The sequence below is a fragment of the Escherichia sp. MOD1-EC5990 genome (assembly GCF_002965285.1).
Taxonomy (GTDB): Bacteria; Pseudomonadota; Gammaproteobacteria; order Enterobacterales; family Enterobacteriaceae; genus Escherichia; species Escherichia coli_F.
On sequence record NZ_PTRV01000034.1, the window covers coordinates 1 to 21,102 of the forward strand.

The 21,102-nt window shown below is 50.6% G+C and carries 18 protein-coding genes and 1 pseudogene; 14 read left to right on the top strand and 5 right to left on the bottom strand.

Annotated features, from left to right (window positions below; translation table 11 throughout):
* Positions 1–142 precede the first annotated feature (142 nt).
* Entirely contained in the window at positions 143–2,062 is a 1,920-nt protein-coding gene (gene dhaR, locus BEB42_RS24155; RefSeq protein ID WP_001353265.1) for a dihydroxyacetone kinase operon transcriptional regulator DhaR, read from the bottom strand.
* 227 nt (positions 2,063–2,289) lie between these two features.
* On the opposite strand from dhaR, the gene dhaK reads away from it, so the two are divergent.
* The 10 genes from dhaK (at position 2,290) to BEB42_RS24210 (ending at position 14,206) form a co-directional block, all read left to right on the top strand.
* Positions 2,290–3,360 (top strand): dihydroxyacetone kinase subunit DhaK, encoded by a 1,071-nt coding sequence (gene dhaK / locus BEB42_RS24160; protein ID WP_000733742.1) that lies wholly within the window; start codon positions 2,290–2,292, stop codon positions 3,358–3,360.
* A gap of 10 nt (positions 3,361–3,370) precedes the next feature.
* Positions 3,371–4,003, top strand: a complete 633-nt coding sequence (gene dhaL / locus BEB42_RS24165; RefSeq protein ID WP_001353268.1) for a dihydroxyacetone kinase subunit DhaL — start codon at positions 3,371–3,373, stop codon at positions 4,001–4,003.
* Between the two features lie 10 nt (positions 4,004–4,013).
* Complete coding sequence (dhaM, locus tag BEB42_RS24170; RefSeq protein ID WP_001353269.1) at positions 4,014–5,432, top strand: dihydroxyacetone kinase phosphoryl donor subunit DhaM; 1,419 nt, start codon at positions 4,014–4,016, stop codon at positions 5,430–5,432.
* 320 nt (positions 5,433–5,752) lie between these two features.
* Positions 5,753–7,450 (top strand): alpha,alpha-trehalase, encoded by a 1,698-nt coding sequence (treA, locus tag BEB42_RS24175; protein ID WP_074496821.1) that lies wholly within the window; start codon positions 5,753–5,755, stop codon positions 7,448–7,450.
* A 329-nt stretch (positions 7,451–7,779) separates the two neighbouring features.
* The gene (locus BEB42_RS24185) at positions 7,780–8,802 is read left to right on the top strand and encodes an iron ABC transporter substrate-binding protein (RefSeq protein ID WP_000060144.1); all 1,023 of its coding nucleotides are present in this window, start codon (positions 7,780–7,782) and stop codon (positions 8,800–8,802) included.
* The gene (locus BEB42_RS24190; RefSeq protein ID WP_001261252.1) at positions 8,802–9,782 is read left to right on the top strand and encodes a FecCD family ABC transporter permease; all 981 of its coding nucleotides are present in this window, start codon (positions 8,802–8,804) and stop codon (positions 9,780–9,782) included. The genes BEB42_RS24185 and BEB42_RS24190 overlap by 1 nt, the downstream gene beginning before the upstream one ends.
* Complete coding sequence (locus BEB42_RS24195; protein WP_000173315.1) at positions 9,779–10,537, top strand: ABC transporter ATP-binding protein; 759 nt, start codon at positions 9,779–9,781, stop codon at positions 10,535–10,537. Before BEB42_RS24190 ends, BEB42_RS24195 begins: the two co-directional genes overlap by 4 nt.
* Before the next feature lie 9 nt (positions 10,538–10,546).
* On the top strand, positions 10,547–11,359 hold the full coding sequence (locus BEB42_RS24200) for a class I SAM-dependent methyltransferase (protein ID WP_000904004.1): 813 nt from the start codon (positions 10,547–10,549) through the stop codon (positions 11,357–11,359).
* Positions 11,356–12,210 (top strand): ModD protein, encoded by an 855-nt coding sequence (gene modD, locus BEB42_RS24205; protein ID WP_000576815.1) that lies wholly within the window; start codon positions 11,356–11,358, stop codon positions 12,208–12,210. The genes BEB42_RS24200 and modD overlap by 4 nt, the downstream gene beginning before the upstream one ends.
* Positions 12,211–12,235: 25 nt before the next feature.
* Positions 12,236–14,206: a TonB-dependent receptor plug domain-containing protein gene (locus tag BEB42_RS24210; protein WP_001295995.1), complete on the top strand. Its 1,971-nt coding sequence runs from the start codon at positions 12,236–12,238 to the stop codon at positions 14,204–14,206.
* A gap of 49 nt (positions 14,207–14,255) precedes the next feature.
* On the opposite strand, the gene BEB42_RS24215 is transcribed toward BEB42_RS24210, so the two are convergent.
* A complete protein-coding gene (locus tag BEB42_RS24215) occupies positions 14,256–14,510 on the bottom strand; it encodes a GlsB/YeaQ/YmgE family stress response membrane protein (protein WP_001353273.1) in 255 nt (84 codons plus the stop codon).
* A 200-nt stretch (positions 14,511–14,710) separates the two neighbouring features.
* On the opposite strand from BEB42_RS24215, the gene ycgR reads away from it, so the two are divergent.
* Entirely contained in the window at positions 14,711–15,445 is a 735-nt protein-coding gene (ycgR, locus tag BEB42_RS24220; RefSeq protein ID WP_000020182.1) for a flagellar brake protein YcgR, read from the top strand.
* Position 15,446: 1 nt separating this feature from the next.
* On the opposite strand, the gene emtA is transcribed toward ycgR, so the two are convergent.
* Positions 15,447–16,058 carry a membrane-bound lytic murein transglycosylase EmtA gene (gene emtA / locus BEB42_RS24225; protein WP_001295616.1) on the bottom strand — a complete coding sequence of 204 codons (612 nt, stop codon included), beginning with the start codon at positions 16,056–16,058 and terminating at the stop codon, positions 15,447–15,449.
* A 99-nt stretch (positions 16,059–16,157) separates the two neighbouring features.
* Between emtA and ldcA the strand changes: the two genes are divergently transcribed.
* Both ldcA and BEB42_RS24240 read left to right on the top strand, forming a co-directional pair.
* Positions 16,158–17,072, top strand: coding sequence for a muramoyltetrapeptide carboxypeptidase (gene ldcA, locus BEB42_RS24235; protein ID WP_000051589.1), 915 nt, complete (start codon positions 16,158–16,160; stop codon positions 17,070–17,072).
* A gap of 94 nt (positions 17,073–17,166) precedes the next feature.
* Positions 17,167–18,837 (top strand): annotated as a pseudogene (locus BEB42_RS24240) (potassium/proton antiporter); the annotation flags it as partial.
* On the opposite strand, the gene BEB42_RS27250 reads toward BEB42_RS24240, so the two are convergent.
* Both BEB42_RS27250 and BEB42_RS24245 read right to left on the bottom strand, forming a co-directional pair.
* Entirely contained in the window at positions 18,775–18,963 is a 189-nt protein-coding gene (locus BEB42_RS27250) for a hypothetical protein (protein ID WP_418930500.1), read from the bottom strand. The pseudogene BEB42_RS24240 and the gene BEB42_RS27250 sit on opposite strands and share 63 nt — an antisense overlap.
* Before the next feature lie 42 nt (positions 18,964–19,005).
* Complete coding sequence (locus BEB42_RS24245; protein ID WP_001246023.1) at positions 19,006–19,425, bottom strand: hypothetical protein; 420 nt, start codon at positions 19,423–19,425, stop codon at positions 19,006–19,008.
* Between the two features lie 151 nt (positions 19,426–19,576).
* On the opposite strand from BEB42_RS24245, the gene BEB42_RS24250 reads away from it, so the two are divergent.
* On the top strand, positions 19,577–20,986 hold the full coding sequence (locus BEB42_RS24250) for a hypothetical protein (RefSeq protein ID WP_000146546.1): 1,410 nt from the start codon (positions 19,577–19,579) through the stop codon (positions 20,984–20,986).
* The last annotated feature ends 116 nt before the right edge of the window (positions 20,987–21,102 follow it).

Below are 21,102 nucleotides of genomic sequence, written 5' to 3' on the forward strand. Positions count from 1 at the left end.
TCCATAAATTAACCTTCATTTGATGCTGGATTGAACATATCAAAATCAGGCAATTACACAAATCTATGTACAGGCTCAATTGTTAGCGTGCGCCGGAATGAAATACAGATCACTCAGATGTATCAGAAATCGTCTCTGTCTTTCATACCCGGCGCTTAAACTGCCCTGCATCAATGCCATGTTGCTTCATTTTCCGCCACAGCGTAGTGCGGCCGATTCCAAGTAAAGCCGACATTTCCTGAATGCGACCGCCTGTGACCTGGGCTGCGTTAATAATTGCCTCTTTTTCAACTTCCGCAAATGACAGACTGGTGGAAAGGCGAGTGGCGCTGACATCATCTGTCGCCTGCTCGGTAAACAGATGTTCAGGCAAATCACTGACGCGAATGCGCCCGTTATCACTACTCAGAGCAAGATTCTCGATGACGCTGTAAAGTTCAAAATCGTTGCCTGGCCATGCACAAGAAACCAGGCGAGCGAGGGCATCGTCATCAATTTTCAGACGCGTAGAGAAGCGTTTTTCAAGACTGCGTAATTTGTTATTCACCAGCGCCGGAATGCTGCCACGCCGCATACGCAGAGGCGGGATGGTAATTTCAAATGCATGCAGCGCGTAATACAGCTGGCGACTAAAGCGATTTTGTTCCACCAGCATTGCCAGGTCCGCGGTCGTTGTGGCAATCACTTTGACATCAATTGGTATTAAACGCCGCGCATCCAGTCGCGTGATAACACCCTGCTTGATAACCTGAAGCAAAGCAGACTGTAACTCCACCGCCAGATATTCAATCTTTTCAAGAAACAGCGTGCCGCCGTGCGCCAGTTCCAGTCGACTCAGACGACCATTTTCATTGTCCGTGCGATCGCCGCCAATAAATTCTTCCGCCAGCGCCGCATCACCATATAACTCACAATTGACGGCGATGTAGGGACCTGCTGCACGCTCACTTTCATTATGAATTGCCTGACTTAGCAGTGCCTTGCCTACGCCCTCTTCGCCACAAAGCAAAACAGGAAAGCTACTACGCGCCGCCTGGCGGCCAAAATGAATCAAGCGGCGAGTTTGCGGATCGTCCTGTGGCATATGAGCGAAGGTATGGCTGACTTTTCCCAATTGACTGGTCATCAACTGCCGCATCTGTTCCACAGGATGGAGCAACAAAATAAAGCTGGTTCCCTGCGTTTCTATTATCGGTTTAAGGGTTATCACCGCATCAATAAACTGGTGCTGACTTTCAAAGGTTGCTTCTACGTGTTTGAGCGGATGTGCCTGTTTTATTGCTTGTTGCAATACGGCGGGTAACGTTAAGAGTTCAGTGATCGCCCTTCCCTGACTTGCCGTCGCGTCAAGGCGCAAGACTCGCGCCGCCTGGGCATTGATAAATTGCAAATTACCCTGCTCGTCCCAGCTAATCACGCCATCGTCCATACTTTCCAGCAAGGCGTTAAGTTGATTTAAATGTCGGTTTGTTTCAGCCAGTAAATTGTCGGTCAGCAGTAAGTTTCCTACCTCGCGTGCAATTGCCAGCGTCAACGGCAAATCAGCTGCGGTGGTTTGCTTAACCGGACACGCCAAAGCTATCGTTCCCGTTAATCGGCCCTTGCTGTCAAACAGTGGCGTTGCACAAAATGCCCAATCCCAGAGCGCCTGTTTGAAATGTTGATCGGCCATCGTTTTCACTGCCTGACCAGAAATAGCCGCTAACGATAGCGCACAGGTACCAATAATTCCCTCTGCGCAATACGTGCCGTCATTGAATCCAAGGACACTAAGCTGGTGCAGCGTTTGTGGATCACCAAAACGACTAAGGATGCAGGCGGTTTCATCAAGGATGAACAGTCCGCACGCCCGCGATTCCATATATTCCCAGGCATCTTCCAGCGCAGCCTGCCCGAGCGTCAGCATCGCTTTCTTACGCCGATAGATAGTAGCAAATGTCACGCCCTGGGCCTGGTGCGGTACGCTCCATGTCTCCCGTTTCATCAGTTTATTGCATCGCTCCCAGGAGGCTGCAATTAAGGGAGATATGCCCCGTTCATCGTTGTTAAAAGCGCCACTCATATCCCGCATCCTTTGTGACAAAAGGTGTTCCGGCTCGCAATTTTTAGTATTAAAACGCGTAAAAGTTTCAATATGGAACATTCATTAAAACATATGTTTCACCATGAAACATAATTTGGGCTAATTTTCTTTTCCCTTACCTGATGCACAATGGATTTATCGGCAGTCAGTGGTCGCCGTGTCGTTGAACATCATCCATGCCCTACCGTAATTGCTGGAGCAAGATAATGAAAAAATTGATCAATGATGTGCAAGACGTTCTGGACGAACAACTGGCGGGTCTGGCGAAAGCGCATTCATCGCTGACACTGCATCAGGATCCGGTGTATGTCACCCGAGCTGATGCCCCCGTTGCAGGAAAAGTCGCCCTGCTGTCGGGCGGCGGCAGCGGACACGAACCGATGCACTGCGGTTATATCGGTCAGGGGATGCTTTCGGGGGCCTGTCCGGGCGAAATATTCACCTCACCGACGCCCGATAAAATTTTTGAATGCGCCATGCAAGTTGATGGCGGCGAAGGTGTACTGCTGATTATCAAAAATTACACCGGCGATATTCTTAACTTTGAAACAGCAACAGAATTACTGCACGATAGCGGCGTAAAAGTGACCACCGTGGTCATTGATGACGACGTTGCAGTAAAAGACAGTCTTTATACCGCTGGGCGGCGCGGCGTTGCCAACACCGTATTAATCGAAAAACTCGTAGGCGCAGCGGCAGAACGTGGCGACTCGCTGGAGGCTTGTGCACAACTGGGGCGTAAGTTGAACAATCAGGGCCATTCTATTGGTATCGCCCTCAATGCCTGTACCGTTCCTGCCGCGGGAAAACCTTCTTTTACGCTGGCAGATAATGAGATGGAGTTTGGCGTCGGCATTCATGGTGAGCCGGGTATTGACCGCCGCCCCTTCTCCTCCCTTGACCGAACAGTTGATCAAATGTTCGACACCCTGCTGGAAAATGGCACATACCACCGCACGCTCCGCTTCTGGGATTATCGACAAGGTAGCTGGCAGGAAGAGACGCAAACTAAACAACCGCTTCAGTCTGGCGATCGAGTAATTGCACTCGTCAACAATCTTGGTGCAACTCCGCTTTCTGAACTGTATGGCGTCTATAACCGCCTGGCCACGCGTTGCCAGCAAGCGGGCTTGACTATCGAGCGCAATTTAATCGGCGCGTATTGTACCTCACTGGACATGACCGGTTTTTCCATCACCTTACTGAAAGTTGATGACGAAACGCTGGCGTTATGGGACGCCCCGGTCCACACCCCGGCGCTTAACTGGGGTAAATAAGGAGATAACCATGTCACTGAGCAGAACTCAAATTGTTAACTGGCTCACTCGCTGTGGAGAAATTTTCAGCAAAGAGAGCGAGTATCTTACCGGACTGGATCGCGAAATTGGCGACGCTGACCACGGGCTAAATATGAACCGTGGCTTTAGCAAGGTGGTAGAAAAACTCCCTGCTATCGCAGATAAAGATATCGGTTTCATTCTCAAGAATACCGGCATGACGCTGCTTTCCAGCGTCGGTGGTGCCAGTGGTCCGCTGTTCGGTACTTTCTTTATCCGCGCCGCACAGGCGACACAGGCACGGCAAAGCCTGACGCTGGAAGAACTGTATCAGATGTTCCGCGATGGTGTAGACGGCGTAATCAGCCGCGGGAAAGCCGAACCTGGCGATAAAACTATGTGTGATGTCTGGGTGCCGGTGGTGGAATCGTTACGTCAGTCCAGCGAGCAAAATCTCTCTGTTCCGGTGGCGCTCGAAGCCGCCAGTAGCGTCGCTGAATCCGCTGCACAAAGTACGATTACGATGCAAGCCCGCAAAGGCCGCGCCAGTTATCTCGGTGAACGCAGTATTGGTCACCAGGATCCCGGCGCGACCTCCGTGATGTTTATGATGCAAATGCTGGCGTTAGCCGCAAAAGAGTAAGGAAATGGTGATGGTAAACCTGGTCATAGTTTCACATAGCGCCCGACTGGGAGAAGGTGTCGGTGAATTAGCCCGTCAGATGTTAATGAGTGATAGCTGTAAAATCGCCATTGCCGCGGGAATTGACGATCCCCAAAATCCCATTGGTACCGATGCCGTCAAAGTGATGGAGGCCATCGAGTCCGTTGCCGATGCCGACCATGTGCTGGTGATGATGGATATGGGTAGCGCATTATTGAGTGCTGAAACTGCACTGGAGTTGCTGGCCCCCGAGATCGCCGCAAAAGTACGTTTGTGTGCGGCACCGTTAGTCGAAGGTACATTGGCAGCAACAGTCAGCGCGGCCTCGGGAGCAGATATCGACAAAGTTATCTATGACGCCATGCATGCGCTGGAAGCCAAACGTGAACAACTGGGTTTACCGTCCTCCGACACCGAAATCGCTGACACATGTCCTCCGTACGATGAAGAAGCCCATTCTCTGGCCGTGGTCATTAAAAACCGTAACGGCCTTCATGTACGTCCGGCCTCCCGGCTGGTTTATACCTTATCGACATTTAATGCCGATATGTTGCTGGAGAAAAACGGTAAATGCGTCACGCCGGAGAGTATTAACCAGATCGCGCTACTACAAGTCCGCTATAACGATACGCTGCGCCTGATTGCGAAAGGGCCAGAAGCTGAAGAGGCGCTGGTTGCTTTCCGTCAGCTGGCTGAAGATAACTTTGGTGAAACGGAAGAAGTTGCTCCGCCTACTCAGCGGCCCATTCCGCCTGTTTCGGGTAAAGCCTTTTATTATCAACCAGTTTTATGTACGGTACAGGCAAAATCATCACTGAGCGTGGAAGAAGAACAAGAACGATTACGTCAGGCAATTGACTTCACGTTATTAGATCTGATGACGTTAACAGCGAAAGCAGAAGCGAGCGGGCTTGACGATATTGCCGCAATCTTTTCTGGTCACCATACACTGTTAGATGATCCAGAACTGCTGGCGGCGGCAAACGAATTTCTTCAGCATGAGCATTGCACAGCAGAATATGCCTGGCAGCACGTTCTTAAAGAACTAAGCCAGCAATACCAACAACTGGATGATGAATATTTACAGGCTCGCTATATCGATGTGGACGATCTTCTACATCGCACCCTAATCCACCTGACGCAAACGAAAGAAGAACTCCCGCAATTTAACTCGCCAACCATTTTACTGGCGGAGAACATTTATCCGTCCACGGTTCTGCAACTGGATCCGGCGGTTGTAAAAGGGATCTGCCTTAGCGCCGGAAGTCCGGTATCCCACAGCGCCCTAATCGCCCACGAACTGGGGATTGGCTGGATTTGCCAGCAGGGTGAGAAACTGTATGCGATACAACCTGAAGAAACGTTAACGCTGGACGTTAAAACGCAACGTTTCAGCCATCAGGGATAAACCACCGTTCGGATGGCATCGTTCTGATGCCATCCGGCAATTTACTCTGCTCTGATATTTTTTAACTACCTGTTATATTTTTTACCAAGTCATGATGATTTTTTCTGCGCTAATCGCAAACCAAACGTCGCTGGCTGGCTAATAAACAGACTTTATTTAATTACTCTATTTCACCCTTATTTATCCCTTTAATCTCCTTTTCCAAAATGCCTGACAGTTCGCAGAATGAGATTTCGATCATGCAGTTAGTGCGATCCTGAACTAAGGTTTTCTGATACTTGAATACCGTTTTGTTCGGTTTCGCCCAAGGAGAATGATTGATGAAAGCCACCGCCCCTCCTCGCCCGCAAAAAATAGCGTTAATTCCCGCCTGCGTTTTGTTGTGTTTCGCTGCGCTAGCGGCGCAGGCAGAAGAAACGCCAGTAACGCCACAGCCGCCTGATATTTTGTTAGGGCCGCTGTTTAACGATGTGCAAAACGCCAAACTTTTTCCGGACCAAAAGACCTTTGCTGATGCCGTGCCGAACAGCGATCCGCTAATGATCCTTGCAGATTATCGAATGCAGCAAAACCAGAGCGGCTTTGATCTGCGCCATTTCGTTAACGTCAATTTCACTCTGCCGAAAGAGGGAGAGAAATATGTTCCGCCAGAAGGGCAGTCGCTGCGCGAACATATTGACGGACTTTGGCCTGTATTAACGCGTTCTACCGAAAACACCGAAAAATGGGATTCTCTGTTACCGCTGCCGGAACCTTATGTCGTGCCGGGCGGACGTTTTCGCGAGGTATATTACTGGGACAGCTACTTCACCATGTTAGGACTTGCCGAAAGCGGTCACTGGGATAAAGTTGCGGATATGGTGACCAATTTTGCTCATGAAATAGACACTTACGGTCATATTCCCAACGGCAACCGCAGTTACTATTTAAGCCGCTCGCAACCGCCCTTCTTTGCCCTGATGGTAGAGTTACTGGCGCAGCATGACGGTGATGTCGCATTGAAGCAATACCTGCCGCAAATGCAAAAAGAATATGCTTACTGGATGGACGGTGTTGAAAACCTGCAAGCCGGACAACAGGAAAAACGCGTTGTAAAACTTCAGGATGGTACCCTTCTCAACCGCTACTGGGACGATCGCGATACGCCACGGCCAGAGTCATGGGTGGAAGATATTGCCACCGCCAAAAGCAACCCGAACCGGCCTGCCACTGAAATTTACCGCGACCTGCGCTCTGCCGCTGCGTCTGGCTGGGATTTTAGCTCGCGCTGGATGGACAATCCGCAGCAGTTAAATACCTTACGCACCACCAGCATCGTACCGGTCGATCTGAATAGCCTGATGTTCAAAATGGAAAAAATCCTTGCCCGCGCCAGCAAAGCTGCCGGAGATAACGCGATGGCAAACCAGTACGAAACGCTGGCGAATGCCCGTCAAAAAGGGATCGAAAAATATCTGTGGAACGATCAACAAGGCTGGTATGCCGATTACGACCTGAAAAGTCATAAAGTGCGCAATCAGTTAACCGCTGCCGCCCTGTTCCCGCTGTACGTCAATGCGGCAGCGAAAGATCGCGCCAGCAAAATGGCGACGGCGACGAAAACACATCTGCTGCAACCAGGCGGCCTGAACACCACGTCGGTGAAAAGTGGGCAACAATGGGATGCGCCAAACGGCTGGGCACCGTTGCAGTGGGTCGCGACAGAAGGATTACAAAACTACGGGCAAAAAGAGGTGGCGATGGACATTAGCTGGCACTTCCTGACCAATGTTCAGCACACCTATGACCGGGAGAAAAAGCTGGTGGAAAAATATGATGTCAGCACCACCGGAACAGGGGGCGGCGGTGGCGAATATCCATTACAGGATGGCTTTGGCTGGACCAATGGTGTGACGCTAAAAATGCTGGATTTGATCTGCCCGAAAGAGCAACCATGTGACAATGTTCCGGCGACGCGTCCACTCAGTGAATCAACAACACAGCCGGTAAAACAAAAAGAGGCGGAACCTACGCCTTAACTTTACTGTATATCGAGCAATGCCATTACGTGCATAAAATTGGCATTGCTCTTTATTCATCACGAAATACCACTCTTTCTACAGTCTATGCCTTTATTTTCTTTTATTAGGGAAGATTTTAATTTTATTTTATCAACTTGTTAATCATTACACCTCTATTTATATTTTCCCCCACTCCCCATTCTCCCTGGCAATTTTCTTGTGGAACAAAGTGTTATTTAAGAAACAAGCAAATCATTCTGTCTCTTTAGACAAATTTTGACATCAAACATGATCTTTTTCGCTATATGTGTAAGTATATAGCGGCTTTAATTATCAGGATATTACTTATGTCACTAACCAGACGGAGGTTTACACAGATTCTTGCGTCGACATTGTTCCTGCATCATCTGCCGTCCTTTGCACAATCAGTCAAATTCTGGGCCTCACTGACGCTTCCCGAAGCCCAAAACATTACACGCATCGTCAGCGCAGGCGCGCCCGCCGATTTACTATTGCTGGCTGTCGCGCCAGAAAAAATGGTCGGTTTTTCCTCTTTTGATTTTGCCCGTCAGGCATTAATTCCATTGCCAGAGCACATTCGCCAGCTCCCCAGGCTGGGACGACTCGCCGGGCGCGCCAGCACACTCTCGCTGGAAGGGCTTATGGCATTACATCCCGATTTGGTCGTTGATTGCGGCAATACGGATGAAACCTGGATCTCCCAGGCACGGCAGGTTAGCGAACAGACACAAATACCCTGGTTATTGCTTAACGGGAAACTGGAACAATCAGCAGAACAGTTAACAACGCTTGGCAAAACGTTAGGCGAAGAGCACCGCGCCGCAGAACAAGCCTATCTCGCCAGCCGCTTCGTTGGTGAAGCTCAGGCATTCGCCACCTCACCCGCCGCTAACCTCAGCTTTTATGCTGCGCGCGGTCCTCGAGGGCTGGAAACGGGCTTACAGGGTTCGTTGCATACCGAGGCGGCGGAATTATTAGGTTTGCACAACGTCGCGCAAATAGCCGATCGCCACGGTCTGACACAGGTTTCCATGGAAAATCTCCTGCGCTGGCAGCCGGATATTATTCTGGTTCAGGAGGCCGTTACTGCAGATTTTATTCGTCGTGATCCTCTCTGGCAGGGCGTGAAAGCGGTTGCGGAACAACGCATCTTATTTTTAAGTGGCCTGCCCTTTGGCTGGCTGGATGCCCCGCCGGGAATCAACCGTCTTCTGGGATTACGCAGACTTCACGCCTGGCTGGATCCCGCCATCAATCGCCAGTTTAAAAGTGACATGCAGCATTACGCCCAACTGTTCTGGCATTGCCCATTAAGTGACGCCGACTATCAAAAATTGGTGGCGAGCTAATGAGAACCGTCAACGGATGTATTTTGCTGCTGGCAGCTATCAGTATCACTTTTGCCGCCGTAAGTGGGGCTTATCATCTCGATATACAGCAACTGCTGGCGCTCATTCTTCGTCAAGAAAATGTTCCTGTGCAGGAACAAATTGTCTTCTGGCAAATCCGCGTGCCGCGTATTCTTGCTGCGCTGTTTCTGGGCGCGGCGCTGGCAGGGGCCGGAACCACCTATCAGGGAATGTTCCGTAATCCCTTAGTGTCACCGGATATTTTAGGCGTCTCCGCCGGTGCCGGACTTGGTGCCTGCGCGGCAATCCTGTGGGGATTATCCATTGTTTACATCCAGCTGTACGCATTTTGCGGCGGGCTGATGGTGGTCGCGGGCGTCTGGTTGATTACGCGTCGGGTGACCCGCCACGATCCGATCTTAACCCTGGTGCTGGTAGGCATTGCGTTAGGAACGTTGTGCGGAGCGGGGATATCGCTAATAAAAACGCTGGCCGATCCTTACACCCAGTTACCGTCAATTACCTTCTGGTTGCTGGGGGGGCTGTCCACCGTGACCTTACGCGATCTCTGCTATGCTGCACCGATCATTCTCATAGGCTCCTTGCCCCTGTTTTTTCTCCGCTGGCGCATGAATTTACTCACGCTTTCCGACGACGAAGCCCATTCGCTGGGACTGAACGTGACACGTCTGCGCTTTGGATTAATTGTCTGCGCCACACTAATCACCGCCAGCACGGTAGCAATAGCGGGCATAATTGGTTGGGTCGGCCTGGTCGTTCCGCACATTGCCCGCTTGTTGACCGGTCATAACCATCAGCAGCTGTTGCCCATGGCAATGTGTACTGGCGCGATTCTGCTCCTGCTTACCGATACGCTGGCACGCAGCATTGGAACAACAGAAATCCCACTTGGCATTCTGACCGCTTTTGTTGGTGCACCGTTTTTCCTGTTTTTGTTGTTACGTGGAGGTCGCCAGTGACTTTGCTTGCCGTCCGTCATGCGTCTCTGGGTTACTCCCGCCATCCGGTGCTACGCGACGTGTCCTTCACCCTGTCGCAAGGAACAATTTGTTGTCTTTTAGGAGCCAATGGTTGCGGCAAAACCACACTCATGCGCTCCATTCTTGGCGTTATACCGTTATTAAAAGGCGAGATCTTACTGGATAGCCTCCCTGTGCAGACACTCAGCCATCGCCAGCGCGCGCAGGCTATTGCCTGGGTGCCGCAGGCGCACGACGGCATTTTTGCTTTTAGTGTGCTGGATATGGTGTTGATGGGCCTGGCCCCCACCATAGGCACTTTTTCCGTTCCCGGTAAGCAAGAACGCCTGAAAGCAACGGAGCAACTGGAAAAGCTGGGCATTTTGCATCTGGCGACACGACGCTGGAATACACTTAGCGGCGGTGAACGTCAGCTGGCTTTAATCGCCCGTGCACTCGTCCAGCAACCGCGCTTGTTATTACTGGATGAGCCTGCCTCCAGCCTCGATTTCGGTCATCAGATCCAACTACTGGACACGCTGGCGCAGCTCAAAAATAACGGCATGACAATGCTAATGTCGACTCATCATCCGCTCCATGCCAACGCCATTGCCGACAGCATTATCCAGGTAGAGCCAGATGGACGAGTAACACAAGGCTTACCGACCGAACAGTTAACAACGAACAAACTGGCTGCCCTGTATCGGGTTTCTGCCGACCAGATTCATCATCACCTCTCTGCAATTAGCCACTAAGGAACAATCATGCTCATTGATGATATTGATTTTGCGGACCTTTACCTGCAGCAACTCAAGCTGGCCCACCGCACAGAAAAAACGCCGGATCACTGGGATCAACGGGCGGAAAAAATGGCGGAAAATTGCGCCTCGCCTACGGACAGCTACCTGCAACAACTGACCGCTAAAATTGATCTGCAAGGCGCGCAGACCTTATTCGATATGGGCTGCGGACCGGGTACCGTATCGCTGGCGCTGGCTGACAAACTCACGACGATTTATGGCGTTGATTACAGTCAGGGGATGCTGAACGTTGCCGCCCGTCGCGCCGCCGCGCTAAACGCAGACAATGTCCACTGGATCCAGCGCGCCTGGGAAGAGGACTGGAGTGACCTGCCACGCTGCGATATTGCCGTGGCTTCCCGCTCCACTCTGGTGACTGATATGCGCCAGGCAATGAGCAAACTGAATAATCAGGCACGGCTTCGCGTCTATACGACTCATCTGGTCAGCACCTCGTTCGTCTCTCCAGCCATTCAGCGGGCGGCTGGTCGGGAAGTGATCGAATTACCCAACTATATCTTTGCGCTCAACGTCCTGTATCAGATGGGAATTTATGCTCACGTTGATTTTATCCGCGGACAAAATTGCCAACAGGATAACAGCACCTGGGAACGTTTTGAGCAGAACGTCAGCTGGAGTCTGGGCGCGCTTAACGACGATGAGCGTGAGCGGTTATATCGCTGGTATCAACAACAAGATGCTCGTGCCCTCGCCCCTGCCAGCCGCGACTGGGCGCTCATCTGGTGGGATAGCGTACCGCAAGAGGCACTGCGATGATTTTCCTTTCTCAGGCACAAATCGATGCGTTACTGCTGGAAGATATCCAGGGCGGTGACCTGACCACGCGAGCATTAAATATTGGACACCAGCATGGTTATATAGAGTTTTTTCACCGTCAGGGCGGCTGCGTCAGCGGCATTTCTGTCGCGTGTAAGATGTTAACTACGCTGGGATTAACTATTGATGACGCGGTCAGCGACGGTTCACAAGCGAACGCGGATCAGCGGCTAATCCGTGCGCAAGGTAATGCCGCAGCACTTCATCAGGGATGGAAGGCAGTTCAGAATGTGCTGGAGTGGAGTTGCGGTGTTTCTGATTATCTCGCTCAAATGCTGGCGTTACTTCGTGAACGTTACCCTGATGGCAATATCGCCTGCACCCGAAAAGCAATTCCGGGCACCCGCTTACTGGCCTCGCAGGCAATTCTGGCTGCCGGAGGACTGATTCATCGTGCCGGATGTGCGGAAACCATATTATTGTTTGCCAACCACCGTCATTTTCTTCATGACAATCAGGACTGGTCAGGCGCAATCAATCAGTTACGTCGCCACGCACCCGAGAAGAAAATAGTTGTTGAAGCCGACACGCCGAAAGAGGCAATCACCGCGTTACGCGCGCAACCAGACGTACTTCAGCTCGACAAATTTAATCCGCAACAGGCAACTGAAATTGCGCAAATAGCACCGTCGCTGGCTCCTCACTGCACGCTGGCTCTGACCGGCGGATTTAATCTAACAACACTCAAAAATTACCTCGACTGCGGCATTCGCCTTTTTATTACCTCCGCGCCTTATTACGCGACACCAGCTGACATTAAAGTCAGTCTGCAACCCGCAGCCTCTATTTAATTCTTTGTTAAACGGAATTTATTCTATGAGACTCAAAAAACGTTATCTCTGCACAGCATTATCACTTGCCTTTACCCAGCAGGCCGTAGCGGCTCAGGAGAGCGACACGCTGACCGTATGGTCCAGTCCGGTATCATCAACGACGACCACCGTTCTCGATCAACCCACCATGAAGGCCCTGGATAAACAGAATGTCGCTCAGGCATTAAGTGTCGTCCCCGGCGTGGTACTGCAAAAGTCAGGTAGCCGCAACGAAGAACAGGTCAAAGTTCGTGGCTTTGATAGTCGTCAGGTGCCGGTCTATTTCGATGGTGTGCCCATTTATGTTCCCTATGACGGCAACCTCGATCTGGCGCGGATTCTGACCAACAATTTGGGGGCAGTTGAAGTTTCCAAAGGGTATTCGTCGCTGCTTCAGGGGCCTAATCAGATGGGCGGAGCCATTAATATCACCACCCAGAAGCCAACAAAACCTCTGGAAGCAAGTCTGGGATATCGCCAGGGATGGAGCCGTAGCCAGGACAATGCCTACGATATGCATGCTTCATTTGCCGCCAGCAGCGATCTGGGGTATTTGCAAGTCAGCGGTAGCCAGCTAAAGCAGGATTTTCTCGGCCTGCCGCATGGTGTAAATAATGATATTGCAGGCAAACACGGCAAGATGATTAATTCATCGGCTGATGATAAACGCGGCATTGTGAAGCTCGGTTTTACACCACGCGAAAACGATGAATACACATTGACTTACATTAAGCAGGATGGTGAAAAAGATAACCCGCCATACAGTGGAAATAGTGGTCAGAAATCACGCTACTGGCAGTGGCCAGAGTATGACAAAGAAAGTTTTTATTATCAGGGAACGACCCAACTAAACGATCGTTTTACCCTGAAAAGTCGGCTGTATCGCGACACCTTTGAAAATACGCTAATGATGTACAACTCGCTGGCTGATTTGAAAAATAAAAAAGGCAGCTACAGCCATTATTCCGATTACAGCGACGGTGCCGGGTTACAACTGGCAGCCGATGTGCGTGAAAACGATCTGCTGTCGTTTGCCGTTAACTGGAAAGATGACGTACACCGGGAAAAAGGTGCGCCGCACGCCGCTTACGATCGCTATGAAGATCGTACCTGGTCGCTCGCCAGTGAATATCAATGGGCTGCTGCCGATAATGTCGATGTCGTGGCTGGAATCAGCTATGACTGGCGCGATAGCGTAGAAGCGAAAAAACATGAGAAAGATGGCAGTATCACCCATTATGACGACAACAATCAGTCAGCTTTTAACTGGCAGGTGATGGGGAAATACCACTTTGCCAATGAAGACACGCTGGCGCTTTCGTACTATGACCGCACACGCTTTCCGACGCTGAAAGAACGCTATACCACGTCCAAACCTGCGTATAACCAGATAGCGATTGTTAACCCGCAGCTCAAGCCGGAACGCGCGCGCGGGGTGGATTTAACCTGGAATGGTGCCTTCACGCACGACTGGGGATTTGAGGTCAGCGTTTACTATAACCGGGTGAGTGATGCCATCCTCTCGCACAATATCGATGCCGATACCATTCAAAATCAGAACAGCGGCACGGTGGATTACAGCGGTCTGGATGCCGGTATTAAGGGGAAAATCAGCAATATACTGGATGTAGGATTGAGCTACGCCCTGATCCACGCTGATGCCAAACGTAAAGACATCGGCAAGATAACCGATCTGCCAACGCAGACAATGACCGCATGGATGACTCTCAAACCGTGGGAGCCGTTAAGCGTAACGCTGTCGGAAGAGGCGCGTTCCTCCAGCTACAGCAACAGTGACGGTTCACAAAAAGCCGCCGGTTTTGCGGTGACCCACATTCGAGCCGATTACACCTTAGGTCATGGCTTCAGCGTTAATGCGTCGGTCAATAACCTGTTTGATACCAAATATGCCTACAGTGAAGGGTTTATTGAAGAAGGTCGCAATTTCTGGGCTGGTATCGAGTATACGTTCTGATGTGAAAGCGGATAGCGGCATCTGTATCGCTATCCGCCTTATGAAAATCTTATTCTCTTCGCAGGAGGCGGAATACGCCCAGCACCAGGATAGCGCCCACTACCGCCACCAGGAAGCTGTGCAGATTAAAACCACTGATGGAGCCGCCAATGCCAAACATGGTCGCCAGCCAGCCGCCGACCACCGCACCGATTATCCCGAGAATACAGGTCAGGAAAAATCCACCACCATCACGCCCCGGCATGATTAGCTTGGCGATAATGCCGGCTATCAGGCCAAAAATAATCCAGGCAATAATTCCCATGTTCAGGCCCTCGTTTCGATGAATCGGACGCAAGAAATGCTTACGTCAACGCTCTAAGTATAGGCAAGGGCGGGATCGATGCTGGGCGTTTGTCGGCTGATTTAAGAACAACATGTAAAAAATATTCACGCATTTGTATTAAGTTTTGTTAACTGTGACCGATAAACCAAAGACAGTTTGTCAGTCAGGAGTTTTTCCGCGTGAGTCATTACCATGAGCAGTTCCTGAAACAAAATTCGTTAGCCGTCCTGGGCGTGTTACGCGATTTGCACAAAGCCGCAATTCCTTTGCGTATCAGTTGGAATGGCGGGCAGCTGATCAGCAAAATACTGGCAATAACCCCGGATAAACTGGTGCTGGATTTCGGCAGTCAAGCCGAAGATAACAACGCTGTGTTAAAGGCGCAGCACATTACCATTACCGCCGAAACCCAGGGCGCGAAAGTCGAATTTACTGTTGAACAACTACAGCAGAGTGAATACTTGCAGCTTCCGGCATTTATTACCGTACCGCCTCCCACCTTGTGGTTTGTACAACGACGCCGATATTTCCGCATCTCCGCCCCGCTCCATCCGCCTTATTTTTGCCAGACCAAACTGGCAGATAACAGTACGTTACGTTTCCGCCTGTATGATTTGTCGTTAGGTGGCATGGGCGCATTACTGGAAACGGCAAAGCCTGCCGGATTGCACGAAGGCATGCGCTTCGCTCAGATTGAAGTCAACATGGGGCAATGGGGTGTTTTTCACTTTGACGCCCAGTTAATCTCAATCAGCGAGCGCAAAGTGATTGATGGCAAGAATGAAACCATCACCACTCCCCGTCTGAGCTTCCGTTTTCTTAACGTCAGCCCGACGGTGGAGCGGCAATTACAGCGGATTATTTTCTCTCTCGAGCGGGAAGCCCGGGAGAAAGCGGCCAAAGTGCGCGACTGATTTACATCGCGTCCAGTGCCTGCTCAAGTTTGTAGATATAGCGCGGTGCCTGCGGCGCAGGATGATTTCGTGCTACATGGTCGAGGAACTCGTCAGCATCCAGATCGTTGATTTTGCTGATCGCCTTTTTCCGATCTGACGAGAAAGTCCGTAACAACGCACCTGCCCCGTTAGCGTATGACACCACCAGCGCATATTGCAGTACCTTCGGATCTTCAATGCCTGCTAGCGGGCCGGTTTCCAGAATATTCAGGTAAGCCGCCCCCATTGAAATATTACGTTCTGGATTCTTCAGCTCGCTGGTCGTCGGCTCACCACTCCAGCCCATACGGCGATAGACATCACGTCCGGAGGTTGAAGCTTTTAACTGCATCAAACCAATGGCATTCGATTTACTCACCGCGTTCGGATTACCACCCGATTCGATAGCGATAATCGCCGTAATTAATTGTGGATCGACGCCCCAGGCTGCACCGGCTTTCTGGCTTATTGGCATCCACTGCATCGCACGTTGCACCGGAACTTTCGCGTTCCACGGCGGGTTCGTGTAGTCATGCTTTGATGAACAACCCGCTAATAACACAATCAAAAAGGCAAACCATCTTAATTTCACTTCTTCTATCCTTATAGCCTGGAATCGCCGTTGAGGTGACAACGGCACACCTAAGCGGCATGATATACATTTCGTTTCTGTTGTCAGCAAGGAATTGCCATGTCTCTGTTTCACTTAATAGCCCCATCGGGTTACTGCATAAAACAACACGATGCGCTGCGTGGTATCCAGCGCCTTACCGACGCGGGGCATCAGGTCAATAACGTCGAGGTTATTGCCCGTCGTTGTGAGCGTTTTGCGGGTACGGAAACGGAGCGTCTGGAAGATCTCAATTCCCTTGCCAGACTGACTACCCCCAACACTATCGTGCTGGCTGTACGCGGTGGTTACGGTGCCAGTCGTTTACTGGCGGATATTGACTGGCAGGCACTGGTGGCTCGCCAACAACATGACCCGTTGCTCATTTGCGGACATAGCGATTTTACCGCCATTCAGTGCGGTCTTCTGGCGCAAGGCAATGTCATCACTTTTAGCGGCCCCATGCTGGTGGCAAACTTTGGCGCGGATGAACTAAACGCCTTTACCGAGCACCATTTCTGGCTGGCGTTACGCAATGAAACCTTCACCATTGAATGGCAAGGGGAAGGCCCGACATGTCAGACTGAAGGCATGTTGTGGGGAGGCAATCTTGCGATGCTCATTTCACTGATCGGCACACCATGGATGCCACAAATTGAGAATGGTATTCTGGTGCTGGAAGATATTAACGAGCACCCTTTCCGCGTCGAACGTATGCTATTGCAGCTCTATCATGCGGGAATTTTGCCCCGTCAGAAGGCGATTATTCTCGGTAGCTTTAGCGGCAGCACGCCCAATGATTATGACGCAGGTTACAACCTGGAGTCTGTGTACGCGTTTTTGCGTTCCCGCCTGTCGATTCCACTTATCACCGGCCTCGATTTTGGTCATGAACAACGCACGGTTACGCTGCCATTGGGCGCACATGCCATACTTAATAACACCCAGGAAGGCACTCAGTTGACGATTAACGGTCATCCTGTTCTTAAAATGTAAAAAAATCACGCTTCAGGGCTAAGTAAAACGCTGTCTCTGCCGCTAATATGGTAGGGTTTATATAAGAGACAGCGTAATCAGGAGTAACCGACCGTTGGATGCCACAACAATAATTAGCCTTTTCATCTTAGGATCCATCCTTGTCACCAGCAGTATATTACTTAGTTCATTTTCTTCCCGTCTTGGCATTCCTATTCTGGTTATTTTTCTGGCGATCGGCATGCTGGCAGGAGTCGATGGCGTCGGCGGTATCCCGTTTGATAATTATCCCTTCGCCTACATGGTAAGTAACCTGGCGCTGGCGATTATTTTGCTCGACGGCGGGATGCGCACTCAGGCCAGTTCCTTTCGTGTGGCGTTAGGACCGGCGCTGTCGCTGGCGACGCTGGGCGTACTTATCACCTCCGGTTTAACCGGCATGATGGCGGCGTGGCTGTTTAATCTTGATTTGATCGAAGGTTTATTAATCGGCGCTATCGTCGGCTCCACCGATGCTGCGGCGGTCTTTTCTTTACTGGGTGGTAAGGGGCTTAATGAACGTGTTGGCTCGACGCTGGAGATAGAGTCCGGCAGTAATGATCCAATGGCGGTCTTTCTGACGATTACCCTGATTGCGATGATCCAGCATCATGAAAGCAGTATCAGCTGGATGTTCGTGGTCGATATTCTGCAACAATTTGGCCTCGGGATTGTCATCGGTCTTGGCGGTGGTTATTTACTGCTGCAAATGATTAATCGCATCGCCCTGCCCGCCGGTTTATATCCACTGCTGGCATTAAGCGGTGGTATTTTGATTTTTGCTTTAACCACGGCGCTGGAAGGCAGCGGTATTCTGGCTGTTTATCTGTGCGGTTTTCTGCTGGGTAATCGTCCAATTCGCAACCGCTACGGCATTCTGCAAAATTTCGACGGCCTCGCCTGGCTGGCACAAATCGCCATGTTCCTGGTGCTGGGGCTGTTGGTTAACCCAAGCGATCTACTGCCTATCGCCATTCCGGCGCTCATTTTGTCTGCATGGATGATTTTCTTCGCCCGTCCCCTTTCGGTATTTGCCGGATTGCTACCGTTCCGCGGTTTTAATCTACGTGAGCGCGTGTTTATCAGTTGGGTGGGATTACGCGGCGCGGTGCCAATCATCCTGGCCGTATTCCCGATGATGGCAGGGCTGGAGAATGCGCGACTGTTCTTTAATGTCGCCTTCTTTGTGGTTCTGGTTTCACTGCTATTGCAGGGAACATCACTCTCGTGGGCGGCGAAAAAGGCCAAAGTGGTGGTTCCGCCCGTCGGACGTCCGGTGTCGCGCGTTGGCCTGGATATTCATCCGGAAAATCCATGGGAGCAGTTTGTTTATCAGTTGAGTGCCGATAAATGGTGTGTAGGTGCGGCACTGCGCGATCTGCATATGCCAAAAGAGACGCGTATTGCGGCACTGTTTCGTGATAACCAATTGCTTCATCCCACCGGCAGCACCCGACTACGCGAAGGTGATGTGTTGTGTGTAATTGGTCGGGAACGCGATCTCCCGGCACTCGGTAAACTGTTTAGCCAGTCGCCGCCGGTCGCGTTGGATCAACGCTTCTTTGGTGACTTCATTCTCGAAGCCAGTGCAAAATATGCTGATGTGGCGCTGATATATGGCCTGGAAGATGGGCGAGAATATCGCGATAAGCAGCAAACGCTGGGTGAAATTGTCCAGCAGTTGTTAGGCGCGGCACCGGTTGTCGGCGACCAGGTAGAGTTTGCCGGGATGATCTGGACGGTGGCCGAGAAAGAAGATAATGAAGTGTTGAAGATTGGCGTACGGGTGGCTGAAGAGGAAGCTGAATCTTAAATTTAATGCAGCATCTATCCCCGGATGCGATGCTTTGCACAACGCAGCCTGAGCCTGCATATAAACTTGTCATTTCCTGATTTTGATATGCTCATACCAACATCAGAAGAAGGTTAAATTATGGATGACAAACCATTGCAGGCTCTGGCTAATAAATTCAAAACACCGGCTCAAAAAAGTCAGTGTAATGACTTCTTCTGACAGCAACAGGTGATGAAAAACTAGTCTCGCATTACCGGCATTCCCGTCAACCACCAGGGGTTCCGGCCTGGCATCGCCCGAAAATATTCCCCCACACATCCTGCCGCGCTGAAATAGCCCATAGAGAACCAATACGCGTATCAGACTGCCCTGTATCTGTAGTGGCGTTTCATCCGCCTGTAACACCGGATAAATGAGCGATTTCTTATAGTTATTCTTTTGCTTAATAACGATTATTTCCGGGTCGTTCGCTCTCGTATTTTCTTTAATACGTCTACGCTGCCTGGGCCGTAATAAAACTTGTTCAGATCTGTTACGCATGTACCAGACCCGTCACGGCATTTCTGACCCGGGAAAAGTCAACGATGAGTCGTTATATCAGCGCAAATGACGTTTTGTGGCACCTTTGCGGTGACCACATTCACGTCTTCGGCGCTGCCAGAGGATATTTATTTCAAGGATGCATAGCATTATGGCCAGCATTAAAGACATACGCCTATTCGCCCCATCTTCCTATAACACAGGCGTACACCCGTCAGGGCGGCGCTTACTGACGGTGGAATTCAAGAATCATCTTTTGCGGAACATGCAGTATCTCGGCCCGCAAAAATTTCGCTGGGGTGATGCCCCCCAGAGGATCATTGACCTCAGTAACGCGGACAAAGTGAAAATACAGATGGAAAACAATATTACCATCACGTTGGAGGCCCCTCCGGATCCGCAATATAACGAGTTCAGGTTGGTCGCCGAATGGTGCACATGGGCTATACAGCAAGATGGTCTGCAAGAAAACCTGCACGAAACTCTGAAAGAAACCCAGCAAGAAATCCTGCAAAAAAAAGTGCCAGAAATATCACAAGAAGACGTGAAAGAAATCCTGAAAAATATCCTGGAAGAAAACCTGCCAGCAATCCGAACTGAAAACCGGGCAGAGGCATTGCGCAGAATGAAGGAATGTCTCATAAATAGACAAATTATGCTCAATCTTAGCGACCTTGGATTGACCTCACTCCCTGAAAATTTGCCTCCACTTCTGATGAAATTTTACTGCAATAATAACGTGTTGTCCGCGTTACCGAAGGTGTTGCCGAAGGAACTGAGGGTGCTTGAGTGTATGGATAACGTTTTGATCTTGTTACCAAAGGTGCAGCCCCCGAAACTGATGATACTGAAGTGCTGTGAAAACTATATTATCTGGCTACCTGAGCTGTCGCCTAACCTGAGAGTGATTGACTGTTCTGAGAACTCATTGCAATTTTTACCGCCGTCGATGCCCCAGTACCTGTATAAACTATCCTGTGCCGGCAACAATATTAACTCAATACCTGATGAGATGCTGGAGAACTTGACTCGCCTGAAAGTATTTGACTGTTCTAGTAACGATTTGATCTCTGCACCACGGCTGCCGCCCAAGCTAATAATATACTACTGTGGTCACAACCAGTTTAAAACGATACCGGTGCCGCAGCCCCATAGCCTGAAGTTGTTTGACTGTAACAGTAACCCTTGGGACAAAGACAATTTACCGACGCTGCTCAAAGCCGTCGAGGGCCTGAAAAACCAGGAGGGCCTGGTGGACCTTTTAGACTTTTTGCGCAAGGAAGGCCAGTTTGACCTGGAGGGACTCGAGGAGCTGGAGGACCTGGAGGACCTGATGGCTCTGGAGCACCTGGAGGATCCGGTACTCCTGGAGCGCGTGAAGGTACAGGAGGACCTGGAGCTCCTGGATCAGCAGTTGGGCCTGTTGAGTCTGGAAAGACAACAGGACTCGCAGCCTGTTAATCAACATTCTGAACATGAACCCGAATCTGCATTAAGGGTAAAGCGTGATTTATCTGAAGTCGAGTTCGAGTCAACAATGAAGCGTAAGCGTTTTATGTAGAACGCCTGTGCGGTGAGCTCAGGTTCCGGGGAAATAGTGTCCATCATTTTAATGGGCACTATCATGGAAAATGGCTCTGTCACATTAACAGCGAAAGTTGCTGACCAGCCGGATGG